General features: G+C 67.8%; 9 protein-coding genes and 1 pseudogene. 2 read left to right on the top strand and 8 right to left on the bottom strand.

The genetic code is table 11. From position 1 onward, the window contains the following. The 7 genes and pseudogenes from CC207_RS26745 to CC207_RS11995 form a co-directional block, all read right to left on the bottom strand. Nucleotides 1-86 (bottom strand): annotated as a pseudogene (locus tag CC207_RS26745) (thioesterase); the annotation flags it as partial. Between the two features lie 4 nt (nt 87-90). Continuing rightward, nucleotides 91-312: an MbtH family protein gene (locus CC207_RS12020; protein WP_003256222.1), complete on the bottom strand. Its 222-nt coding sequence runs from the start codon at nt 310-312 to the stop codon at nt 91-93. Between the two features lie 145 nt (nt 313-457). Next, nucleotides 458-1,852 (bottom strand): efflux transporter outer membrane subunit, encoded by a 1,395-nt coding sequence (locus CC207_RS12015; RefSeq protein WP_036985697.1) that lies wholly within the window; start codon nt 1,850-1,852, stop codon nt 458-460. Next, the gene (locus CC207_RS12010; protein ID WP_028688759.1) at nt 1,849-4,932 is read right to left on the bottom strand and encodes a MexW/MexI family multidrug efflux RND transporter permease subunit; all 3,084 of its coding nucleotides are present in this window, start codon (nt 4,930-4,932) and stop codon (nt 1,849-1,851) included. Before CC207_RS12010 ends, CC207_RS12015 begins: the two co-directional genes overlap by 4 nt. A gap of 18 nt (nt 4,933-4,950) precedes the next feature. Continuing rightward, nucleotides 4,951-6,045, bottom strand: coding sequence for an efflux RND transporter periplasmic adaptor subunit (locus CC207_RS12005; RefSeq protein ID WP_062363475.1), 1,095 nt, complete (start codon nt 6,043-6,045; stop codon nt 4,951-4,953). A 14-nt stretch (nt 6,046-6,059) separates the two neighbouring features. Continuing rightward, nucleotides 6,060-6,545 carry a DUF2165 family protein gene (locus CC207_RS12000; protein ID WP_062363470.1) on the bottom strand — a complete coding sequence of 162 codons (486 nt, stop codon included), beginning with the start codon at nt 6,543-6,545 and terminating at the stop codon, nt 6,060-6,062. Between the two features lie 206 nt (nt 6,546-6,751). After that, nucleotides 6,752-7,966 (bottom strand): sugar transporter, encoded by a 1,215-nt coding sequence (locus tag CC207_RS11995; RefSeq protein ID WP_062363466.1) that lies wholly within the window; start codon nt 7,964-7,966, stop codon nt 6,752-6,754. Nucleotides 7,967-8,176: 210 nt separating this feature from the next. Here CC207_RS11995 and CC207_RS11990 point away from each other — a divergent pair, with 210 nt between their 5' ends. Beyond that, nucleotides 8,177-9,493 (top strand): hypothetical protein, encoded by a 1,317-nt coding sequence (locus tag CC207_RS11990; RefSeq protein WP_069015820.1) that lies wholly within the window; start codon nt 8,177-8,179, stop codon nt 9,491-9,493. 249 nt (nt 9,494-9,742) lie between these two features. Then, nucleotides 9,743-10,753: a TerC family protein gene (locus CC207_RS11985; RefSeq protein ID WP_036985693.1), complete on the top strand. Its 1,011-nt coding sequence runs from the start codon at nt 9,743-9,745 to the stop codon at nt 10,751-10,753. 62 nt (nt 10,754-10,815) lie between these two features. Here CC207_RS11985 and CC207_RS27575 read toward each other — a convergent pair. Continuing rightward, a partial coding sequence (locus CC207_RS27575) for a filamentous haemagglutinin family protein (RefSeq protein ID WP_256582073.1) occupies nt 10,816-11,433 on the bottom strand: 618 nt, incomplete at its 5' end.

The raw sequence follows: 11,433 nt of genomic DNA, 5'->3' as shown, positions 1-11,433 counted from the left end.
CAGGCCGGCAGCTTGCGCCGCCAGCGGCTGTAGACCATGGCGCTGGCACCGGAGTACGGCAGGCACAGCAGGTTCAAGCTCGACACCGCCTTATTGCGCCGCGGCTTCGGCCATCTTCTGGCGCAGGCTCAGTGGGCGCATGTCGGTCCAGACCTCATCGATGTAGGCCAGGCAGTCCTTCTTCAGGCCGCTCTTGCCCACCGCGCGCCAGCCGTTGGGGATCGCCTTGTAGTCGGGCCAGATGGAATACTGCTCTTCGTGGTTGACCACTACCTGGAACTGGATATCGTCGCGGTCGAAAACGGAAGTCATTGCCTGTCTCCTTGAATGATGAGTGCCGAACGCGCCGGGCGCAGGGCGGCTTCCATGAAAACGAAGACCGCACCGGGAAAATTAGGCCCATCCTGGAACTCTTGCTCGCCGCCCATGGCGCCCACAGGGTAACAACCAATGAGGGCTACTGTGCCGCACTCCCCCACCCCAACGCCTTGTACAGCGCAATCGCATCCAGGTACGACGCCGTTTCCGCCTCGGCCACCTCGCGCTTGATCGAGAACAGCGCACGCTGGTTCTCCAACACCGCCAGGTAGGTCCCCGCTCCACGCCGATAGCGCTTGTTGGCAATGTCGATGGCCTCGCTGCCGTGGCCGGCGGAAGCCACCAGGCTTTGCAGCCGCGCCTGGTTGCGCACCAGTTGCGTCACCGCGTTCTCCACCTCTTCGCGGGCCAGCAGCACAGCCTGCTGGTAGCGTGCCTGACTGCCCTCGGCCAGCGCCTCGCGCACCCGCAGGCGGGCACGGGCGTTGCCCAGGCGCAGCGCCGGCCAAGTCACCACCGGCGCCAGCTCGTAGGCGCGGGCGGCACTACCCAGGTCGCCGCCGCGCAGGGCGAAGAAACCGATGAAGCCGCCCAGGTCCAGACGCGGGTACAGCTCGGCGGTGGCCGCGCCGACATCCTCGGTGCTGGCCGCCAGCTCACGCTCGGCGCTGACCACATCAGGGCGCTGGCCGATCAGCGCGTCGACATCGCCCAACGGCAACTGGCGCGCCAACGGCGGCAGGAACGGCGCGGCGCCCTGTTCCTGGCTGCCCGGCACCTGCCCGGTCAGCACGTCGAGGCGGTAGCTGGCCTGCTGGATTGCCGCCTGCAACGGCGGCACCGCCGCCTCGCTGAGCAGCAAGTTGGCATGGGCGTTCTGCTGGTCCTCGTACTGGCCGCTGCCGGCGCGCACCTGGGCGCTGGTCAGCTGCAGGGTCTCGCGCCAGGCCTCGACCTGATCCTCGGCCACGGCCAGGCTGCGTTTGAGCCCAAGCTGGAGGTAGTAGTTGCGGGCGACTTCCGCGGCGATACTCAGGCGCGCCTGGCGCAGGTCCGCCGCCGCCGCGTCGGCGCGGGCCTCGGCGGCGTCGGTCAGGCGTTGCAGGCGACCGAACAGGTCGATCTCCCACTGCACGTCGAAGCCAGCGCGGTACTGCTCGGTGCGCATGCGCCGCGGGTCGCTGCCATCAGCCGGTTGCTGCTGCTCCAGGCTCTGGTTGTAGCCGGCGCGGGCGGTGACCCAGGGATAGCGGTCGAGGCTGCGGTCGTCGAACAGCGCCCGCGCCGCCAGCAGGTTGGCATGGGCCTGGCGGATATCGTGGTTGTTGGCCAGGGCCTGGTCGACCAGGCGCACCAGCTGCGGGTCGTCGAAGAACCGCCACCACTGCGCCGGCAACTCGCCACGGGCGGCGAAGGCGGCGCGCTGCGGGCTGTGCACGCCACTGGCCGGTACCTCGGCCTTTTGGTAATCGGGGCCGACGCTGCACGCAGACAAGGCCAGGGCCATCAGGGAGACGACGAATACAGGCTTCATGGCTGGCCCTCCAGGGTTTCGGCCAACGAACGCGCCCGCGCCGAACGCGCGGTGCTGGCATGGTCACGGGCCAGCAGGCTGTAGATGGTCGGCAGCACGAACAGGGTGAACAAGGTCCCCACCAGCATCCCGGTGACGATCACCACGCCCAGCCCGAAACGGCTGGCAGCGCCAGCGCCCGAGGCGAACAGCAGCGGGATCAGCCCCACCACCATGGCTGCCGTGGTCATCAGGATCGGCCGCAGGCGGATCTGCGCCGCCTTGCCGATCGCCGTGCGCCGGTCCAGGTGCTGCTCGGCCTGCAGGGTGTTGGCAAACTCCACCATGAGAATGCCGTGCTTGCTGATCAGCCCGATCAGCGTCACCAGGCCGATCTGCGTATAGATGTTCACCGTGGCCACCCCCAGCGCCAGGGGCAGCAGCGCGCCGCTGATCGACAGTGGCACGGTGATCAGGATGATCAGCGGATCGACCAGGCTCTCGTACTGCGCGGCCAGCACCAGATAGATCACCACCACGGCGGCGAGGAACGCCAGCATCAGGGCGTTGCCCTCCTGCTGGTACTGGCGGGCGTCGGACTGCCAGTCAATGCTGAAACCAACGGGCAATTCAGCCGCGACCTGCTCGAGGAACGCCACCGTGTCGCCCAGTGTGACCCCGGCCGCCGGGATGCCCTGGAAAGTCGCGGCGTTCTGCTGGTTGAACTGGGTCAGGCGGTTGGGCTCGACCTGCTCGCTGACCTGCACCACGGTGGACAGCGGCACCAGCCGGCCCTCCTCGCTGCGCACGTACTGCCGGGTCAGGGCCTGCGGGGTCAGGCGCTGGTCGCGCGGGCTCTGGGCGATGACGTCGTAGGAGCGGCCGTCGAGGCCGAAGCGATTGAGGTAGTTCTCCCCCACAAGCACCGCCAGCGACTCGCCGATGTCCTGCATGCGGATGCCCATGCTGTTGGCCTTGGCGCGGTCGACCCGCACCTGCACCACCGGGTTGTTGTAATCCAGGTCGCTGTCGACCACGGCGAACAGGCCGCTCTGTCGGGCCTTGGCCTTGACCTGCTCCATGGTGTCGAACAGCACTCGGTAATCCTGGGAGCTGCGCAGCACCATCTGCACCGGCAGGCCGCCCGTCGAGCCCGGCAGCGCCGGCAGCTGGAAGGCAAAGATGCTGGTGCCTTCGACATCGTTCACCGCCGCCTGCAGGTCGAGCTGGATCTGCGAGGCGTTGCGCGCACGCTCGTCCCACGGTTGCAGGTTGATGCCGCCGATGCCCGAGGCGATGCCATCGCTGCCGTTGATGATCCAGGTGCTGACGGTCTCCGGCAGGGTGCGGTAGACCGCGTCGAGCTTGTCGGCGAATCGTTCGACATAGGCCAGGTTGGCATGCTGCGGCGCCTTGATCGCGGTAAGCAGCCCGGCCTGGTCCTCGGTCGGCGCCAGCTCGCGCTGCGGCAGGCTGTACAGCAGCGGCAGGCTGACCAGCACCAGCAAGGCGAAGCCGACACTGATCCAGCGATGTTTCAGCGAGAACCCCAATACATGGGCGTAGCGCTCGGCCAGCCAGTCGAAGAAACGGTTGGCGGCATGGGCCATGCGCCCTTCGGACTGACGCGCATCAAGCAGGAACGAGCTCATCACCGGCGACAGGGTCAGCGCCACCACACCGGAAACCACGACCGCGCCAGCCAGGGTCAGGGCGAACTCGCGGAACAGCGCGCCGGTCAGCCCGCCCATCATGCCGATCGGCGCGTACACCGCGGCCAGGGTGATGGTCATCGCGATCACCGGCCCGGCCACCTCGCGGGCGCCGATCAATGCCGCCGCCACCGGTGTGCGCCCCTCCTCGATATGGCGGTGGACGTTCTCCACCACGACGATGGCATCGTCCACCACCAGCCCCACCGCCAGCACCATGGCCAGCAAGGTGAGCAGGTTGATGCTGAAACCGAACGCCAGCATCAGCGCCGCCGCCCCAAGCATCGACAGCGGGATGGTCACCACCGGGATCAGTACCGTGCGCAACGAACCCAGGCACAGGTAGATCACCACCACCACGATGGCCAGGGCTTCGAGCAGGGTCTTGGTGACCTCGTCGATGGAGGCCTGGATGAACCGCGCCGTCTCGAAGGCCAGCTCGGCCTTGACGTCCGGCGGCAGGGTCTGGCGAATCTGCGGCAGCAGCTGGCGGATGCCCTCGACGATCACCAGCGGGTTGCCGCCCGGGGTGGCGAACAGGCCCAGGTGCACCGCCGGCACGCCGTCCATGCTGGCGCTGGTTTCGGCCGAGGCGGCGCCGAGCTCGACGGTGCCGATGTCGCGGATGCGCACCAGGCCGTTGCCGTCGTTGCGGATCACCAGCTCGCGGAAGTCGCCGACCGAGGTCAGGTCGGTGTCGACGCGAATATTGGCGATCACGTACTGCCCCTTCACCTTGCCGGGTGCCGCCTGGTAGTTGTTGCGCCGCACCGCCTCGGCCACATCGGCGGCGGTCAGGCCCCGGGCGGCCAGGCGCGCCGGGTCGATCCACAGGCGCATCGACAAGGTCTGGCCACCGAACACCTGGACCTTGGCCACGCCTTCGATGGTACTGAGCAGCGGCTCGACCACCCGCGTGAGGTAGTCGGTCATGGCCGGAATCGGCAGGCTCGGGCTGGCAAAGCCGATATAGGCCACCGCCGTCGACTCCCCGGCCGAGCGCTCGATGACCGGGTCGTAGGCGCGCTCCGGCAGGCGGAAGCGCACCTGGTTGACCTTGGCCATCACCTCGGTCAGCGCCTGGGTCGAGTCGCGGTTGAGCTCCATGCGCACGGTCACCAGGCTGCGGCCCTGCACCGAGGAGGACGACAGGTAGTCGATGCCTTCCACCGACGACACCGCCTGGGCGATCGGCTGGGTGACGAAGCCCTGCATCAGCTCGGCCGGGGCGCCGGGGTATTCGGTGGTCACGGTGATGGTCGAGCTTTCCAGCAATGGGTACTGGCGGATCGGCAACTGCAGCAGCGACAGCAGCCCCAGCAGCAGGATCAGGGTGCTGACCACCAGCGCCAGCACAGGCCGGCGCACGAACAGGTCGGTGAATGTCATGGCGTGTTCTCGCTGGGGTCAGGCGCCGCTGGCCGGGGCCTGCAGGGTGTCTTCGGTGGCTTGCACGGCGGTGCCGTCGCTCAGGCGCAACTGCCCCGACACCACCACTTGGTCGTCCTCGTTCAAGCCCTGTTCGATCACCACCCGACCGGCCTGGCGCTCGCCGGTGCGCACCGCCACCCGCTGCACCACCAATGCACCGGCGGCGTCATCGTGGCGGGCGACGAACACCGTGTCGCCATAGGCGGTATAGGCCACCGCGGTTTCCGGCACGGTCAGCACCTGGCCGTCATCGGGGCTGGCCACCTGCACGCTGGCGTACATGCCGGCCGCCAGGCGCGCATCGGACTTGGCCAGGGTGGCCTGGACCTGCACGGTGCGCGACCGGCCGATCAACGGGTCGATGGCCGTGATATGAGCGGTGAACGGCGTGTCGGGGAAGGCATCCAGACGCACCTCGACCGGCTGGCCGGGGCGCAGTTGGGCACTCAGCTGCTCTTCGAGGGAAAAGTTGACGTACAGGCTGCGGGTGTCGATCAGGCTGACCACCGGATCACCGACATTGAGGTACTGGCCCTGGTTCACCCGGCGGATGCCCAGGCGCCCGTCGAACGGCGCGCGCACCGCCTTCTGGGCGATCACCGCCTCGGTGCGGGCCAGTTCGCCCTGGGCCATGTCGCGGGCCGCCAGGGCGTTGTCCAGCTGTTCCTGGGTGGCGGCGTTCTCGCGCAGCAGGTCCTTGACCCGCCGGTGGTTGGTCCGCGCATTGTCCAGCTGGGCCTTCAGGCGCAGGCGCTCGGCCTGCTCGGGGGCATCGTTGAGGGTGACCAGCACATCGCCCTTGCGCACCTGCTGGCCGGACGTGAAGTTGATCGCCGTCACCCGTCCGCCGATTTCGGCCGACACCAGCACCTGGTGCACCGCCTCCAGCTCGCCGACGCCGGCGAAGGCACGTTTCTGTGGTGCTTTCTGCACCGTGGCCAGGGCCACCTTGACCAGGTGCCGCGCCGGTGTCGCCGTGGCCTGGGCCTGGCCGGCATGGCGCCAGGCCAGACCGCCGGCAGTCACAAGCGCCAGTACCAGGACGCTGCCGAGTATCGCCTTGCTCTTCATCGCGCGTCCTCGCCTCAGGCCCAATTCAGGTTGAACAGGAAGAACGCCAGGATCGCCCACAGCACCAGCACCAGATGGGTGAGCTGTAGGCCTTCCTGGCGAATCCAGTAGCCGAACCACAGGCCACCGAGCAGCATGGCAAAGGTGAAGGCGAGGAAGGCGGCGAGCGCCAGGTTCAGCCAGGCGCGGGCCATGAGCGGGTCCTGGGCAACGATCAGCCCGTAGCAACCGATCCAGGCCGCCACGCTGGCGACCACCTGCAGCAGCAGGATCACCAGCAGCGCGGTGCGGGCCAGGCCGGTCGACTGGCAGGCCCGGCGCAGCAGGGGGAAGTCGATGGCCGGTGGCTGGCGCAGCGGCGCCATGGCCAGGGTGGCGCCGATGGCGCCAACGGAGCTGGCGAAAGCCTGCAGGTTGTTCAACACCGCGATGCTCAGCCACAAGGCCAGGCCCACGGCCTGGATGGCCTGGAACAGCCACAGGGAGGTGTGCAAATCCATATCAACGTCCGTATTGATGGCCTGGCCAGGGGGAACAGGCAATTACACAAGAAAACGCTTGGATATTAGTGGCAGCCTTGCCGATACACAAGCGCCCCTATTACAGGGGCGCATATTGTCTGAGGGATTGATGCGGATCAGTCGATGGGCATTCGCGTGCCGGGGCTGCGCTTCGATGCTCGGGCAGCCCCTACAGAGGTCGCGGTTCAGACCTGGCCGGGAACGCGCGTCAAGGCCTCACGAAAGCGCTGGGTGCTGGACAATGCCAGCACCAGGCCAACCACCGCCACGCCGCCACCGACCAGGCCGATATGCGCCACGCCCAGCTGGCTGCTGACGATGCTGCCCAGCAGCGCGCCGCCGCCGATGCCGATGTTGTAGATCCCCGAAAACAGCGCCATGGCCACGTCGGTGGCATCCGAGGCGAGCTTCAGCGTCTTGGACTGCAGGGCCAGGCTGAAGCTCAGGATCGCCACGCCCCAGACCATGCTCAGCCCGGCGAACACCGGGAAATTGCCCGACAGCGGCAGCAGCAGCAACAGGCACGCCGCCAGGGCGCCGATGGCGCCCACCAGGAAGCCATGGGGGAACCGCTCGCTGTAGCGGCTGAACAGCACCGAACCGAACACCCCGGCGCCGCCGAACAGCAACAGCAGCAGCGTGGTGCGCTCGCCGCCGATCTGCGCCACGTGCAAGGCAAACGGCTCGATATAGCTATAGGCGGTGAACTGCGCGGTGATCACCAGCGTCACCAGCAGGTAGGTGATCACCAACGCCGGGCGCTTGAACAGGATCGGCAGGCTGCGCAGCGAGCCGGAGTTCTGGCTCGGCAGCAGCGGCAGCGACTTCATCAGGCACAGCATGGTCGCCAGCGCCACCCCGGCAATGCACAGGAAGGTGATGCGCCAGCCCAGCGCCTCGCCCACCACCCGCCCCAGCGGGATGCCCATGACCATCGCCAGGGTGGTACCGGTGGCCAAAAGGCCCAGCGCCTTGGCCTGCTGGCCGGGCGGCGCCACGCGCACCGCCAGCGACGCGGTGATGGCCCAGAACACGGCGTGGGCCAGGGCAATGCCGATGCGGCTGACCAGCAGCATGGCGAAGCTCTGCGACAACCACGACAACAGGTGGCTGGCGATGAACACCAGGAACACGATCAGCAGCAGGCGCCGCCGCTCGATGTTGCGGGTCATCAGCATCATCGGCAGCGACGCCAGCGCCACCACCCAGGCATAGATGGTCAGCATCAGGCCGACCTGCGCGGTGGTCATCTCGAAACTGCGACCGATGTCGCTGAGCAGCGCCACCGGGACGAACTCGGTGGTGTTGAAGATGAACGCCGCCAGCGCCAGGGCGATGACGCTCAGCCAGCTGCCGTTGCCGGCTGCAGGGGGCATGGAGGTGGGTACGGGTCCATTCATGTGAAGAGGTCTTTCTCCGCGGGCAAGGCAACAGGACGCGCATCGCCTGCCCAGGTGCCAGGCCGGTGATGCACGTTTTTGATTATTGGAAGGATGCCCAGCATGGTACGCATCAAGCCCGGACCTCACAACCACGGACGCCGACGGAGTACCATGCACCCTTTTGTGGCAGCGCCACTCACCCTGCGGAACAAGGAGTTCGATCCGCCCATGGACAAGCAGCACCCCCAGCAGCAATGGCGCGAGGCGGTCATCGCCTACGCCGAGGCCATCAACCGCTATGTCGCGCAGGGCCGTGCGCAAGGCTGGGACGATCTGGAGGAGCCGCAGGCAGCGGCGACCGAACACCTGCTCGACGCCTGGCTGGCGGCGCTGCGGGCCATCAACCGACCCGGCGTCGAGCCGGCGCAGCGCCGGCTGTTCCGCGAGGCCTGGCCGCCAGCGCACCTGCCGCTGGTGCCCCTGTTCGAGGAACAGGCCCAGGGCATCGGCAACCTGCTGCTGCTCGACGACGGCAGCCTGCTGGCGCGCATCGGCATGCCGTTCGACCGGGGCCAGGTGCTGCGTATCGACGACCAGGGCATCACCCCGGTGATTGGCGTCGAGCACTTCGGCCGCTGCCCGCAGCGGCGCTACTACGCCCTGGCCAATGCCGAAGGGGTGCGCGTGACCGATGGCTGGGGCGGCCCGCAGGTGGCCAGGCTGGCCTGGCCCCATGGCCTGGAAGGGTTGCCCGCCGGCTACCCGTTCGACCCCTTCGACCTGCCGCCGACGCCCACCGCGCTGCTGCCTTTCCCTGACGGCCAGCGGGTCCTGCTGGTCAGCAGCGACGGCATCTTCGTGCTCGCCGCCAACGGTGCCACGCGCCTGTTGCCACGCCAGGAGACGATTCTCGAGGACCTGCGCCAAGGCACCGATCCGGACGACATAGCCCTGGGCCTGGCCATGGAGCACGCCGCGTTGTCACCGGATGGCCGGCTGATCGCCCTGGGTGAGCAGTGCGGCCGGCACCTGGTGCTCGACGAACACTTCAGGCCCATCGCCGAAGTCGGCCCGGCCAGCGAGTACCCGCACTTCGCCCTGTTCAACCGGCGCGGCGACCAGCTGATCCTCAACGCCTGCCATTTCTACCAGGGCGGCACCGTCGGCGTGCGGGTGGCCGACCTGCCGGGGCTGGACACCGGCTTCTACAGCGAGGACCCGCGCACGCCGCTGTTGCAGGACGGCGCGCGGATCTACGCAGGCGTCACCCGCGAAGGCGAGTACATCGTCGGCGACGCCCATGGCTATCTGCGCGCCTTCGGCGAGGACGGCAGCGAGCACTGGCAGCACTACCTCGGCTCGACCATCAGCGCCATGGACATCAGCGCCGACGGCCGCACCCTGGCGGTGGCCAGCCATGCCGGCTTCATTTCACTGATCGCCCTGGACAGCGGCCGACCGCAATGGCAGATCGGCACCGGGGCGCATGGCGAGGTACGACGCTGGGTGTGCTGGAAGGGGTTCGAGCAGCCGCTGGCCTGGTAGGCCGGCGGCGCCCCGGGGATGTGCCCCTAACGGATACGCTGCAAGACCCGTCAGAACCCATAGCGCGCAGTCGGTCCGTCGCGCCGCTGGCCATTGGATCCAGGAAAAGAAATGTAACAGCCTGCCATTCGGCAAGCCCGAGGATCGCGACTAGGCTCAAAATCATGTGATGCCGGGCCCCTCTGACGGTTTGCGCCGCCATGTCGGAATCACTGTTGCCATGCAACGTCGACAATCAAGGAGGGGCTCATGACGGCTCTGCAGCAATTCCTCTTCACGCCTTTTCTCGGCACCAGCGCCTGGTTGTGGCTGGTCTTCATCACCATCGTCATCGCCTTGCTGGTCCTCGACCTGGGTGTGCTGCACCGCCAGGACCGCGAGATCGAGATGCGCGAAAGCCTGCTGCTGTACTCGGGCTACTTCAGCGTCGGCGTGCTGTTCGGCGTGTGGGTCTGGTATGAGCTGGGCGCGCAACCGGCGCTGGAGTTCTACACGGGTTTTCTGGTCGAGCAATCGCTGTCGATGGACAACGTGTTCGTCATGGCGATGATCTTCAGCTTCTTCGCCATCCCCCGCCGCTACCAGCACCGCGTGCTGTTCTGGGGCATCCTCGGGGTGGTGGTGCTGCGGGCGATCATGATCGGCGTGGGCGCCGCGCTGGTACAGCACTTTGCCTGGGTGCTGTACCTGTTCGGCGCCTTCCTGCTGTTCACCGGGGTGAAGATGGCGCTGTCGAAGGACGACGCCCACCCGGACCTGGCCAACAACCCGGTACTGCGTTTCGTGCGCCGGCACATGCGCGTCACCGACGAGTTGCATGGCCGGCACTTCTTCGTTCAGCTCACCCCGCCCGGAGCAACGCGGGCTATCCGCTATGCCACGCCGCTGTTCCTGGCCCTGGTATTGATCGAACTGGCCGACCTGGTGTTCGCCGTCGACAGCGTACCGGCGATCTTCGCCATCACCCAGGATCCGTTCATCGTCTACACCTCGAACATCTTCGCCATCCTCGGCCTGCGCTCGCTGTACTTCGCCCTGGCGGCGCTGATGCACCGCTTCGTCTACCTCAAGTACGCGCTGGCGCTGGTGCTGATCTTCATCGGGTGCAAGATCTTCTGGCACGGGCTGGTGGGCAAGGTGCCGGCCGGGGTGTCGCTGGGGGTGACGTTCGGCCTGCTGCTCGGCGGCGTGCTGCTGTCGCTGCTGCGCACCCGCGACAAAAAGGCGGATCCGACAGCGGTCGATGAAGCCCGACGATAACGAGCCGGGCAGCAGCGAAGGCCAGGACTCCTGGCCCATCGCCGCTGCCCGGCAGCCCCGGCTCATAGCAACAGGTTGCCCTGCTCCTCCTCGGTCAACTGTGCCTTCGCCCGTTCATCCAGCGCCCCGGCCCCGAGCACCTGCACCGGGCTCTGGCGATTGTACTGGGGGTTGAGGCTCGCCCCGTCCTGCCCCGGCACCAACCGCTCGCCACCGAAGCCCAGCACCTGCACGGTGATCACCGACGGCTGGCGCTGCCTGGACGCGGCCTGCTGCTGGCGCCCCGCCTCTTCGGCGGCCTGGCTGGCCGACGATGCCGCGGCGCTGGCCGAGGCGATCGCCCCGGTATTCACCGAAGCCACCGCCGGCATGCCCTTGGCGTCGCCCTGGACCTGGATGTTAGCGGCGTTGACCACCTGCAGCGCGGCGATGTTGACATTGCCCGATACGCGGATCCCGGCCTCGCCAGCGTCGATGGTGCCCTGCGGCGCGATCAGGTCGATATCCCCCGGCGGCACCTCGGCGATCGGGTTGAGCGTGGCGATGCCGGCGCCGGTGCTCGGCACGCTTGGCGCCAAGCCGACGTTGCCCCACAGGTCGTAGGTGCGTTTGGGCGGGGTATACACCACGGTGGTCTTCGAACCGCGACCGGCGTTGATGTCGCCCTGGGCCGACCAACC

The organism is Pseudomonas sp. DrBHI1 (assembly GCF_002205115.1).
Lineage (GTDB): Bacteria > Pseudomonadota > Gammaproteobacteria > Pseudomonadales > Pseudomonadaceae > Aquipseudomonas > Aquipseudomonas mosselii.
Note: the sequence above shows the minus strand (reverse complement) of the source record. Positions and strands in the feature narration are given on the sequence as shown.

Coding starts and splice junctions, on each gene's coding strand:
- CC207_RS12020 (WP_003256222.1), bottom strand. CDS start 312: ATGACTTCCGTTTTCGACCGCGACGATATCCAGTTCCAGGTAGTGGTC.
- CC207_RS11985 (WP_036985693.1), top strand. CDS start 9,743: ATGACGGCTCTGCAGCAATTCCTCTTCACGCCTTTTCTCGGCACCAGC.
- CC207_RS11990 (WP_069015820.1), top strand. CDS start 8,177: ATGGACAAGCAGCACCCCCAGCAGCAATGGCGCGAGGCGGTCATCGCC.
- CC207_RS12010 (WP_028688759.1), bottom strand. CDS start 4,932: ATGACATTCACCGACCTGTTCGTGCGCCGGCCTGTGCTGGCGCTGGTG.
- CC207_RS11995 (WP_062363466.1), bottom strand. CDS start 7,966: ATGAATGGACCCGTACCCACCTCCATGCCCCCTGCAGCCGGCAACGGC.
- CC207_RS12005 (WP_062363475.1), bottom strand. CDS start 6,045: ATGAAGAGCAAGGCGATACTCGGCAGCGTCCTGGTACTGGCGCTTGTG.
- CC207_RS12000 (WP_062363470.1), bottom strand. CDS start 6,545: ATGGATTTGCACACCTCCCTGTGGCTGTTCCAGGCCATCCAGGCCGTG.
- CC207_RS12015 (WP_036985697.1), bottom strand. CDS start 1,852: ATGAAGCCTGTATTCGTCGTCTCCCTGATGGCCCTGGCCTTGTCTGCG.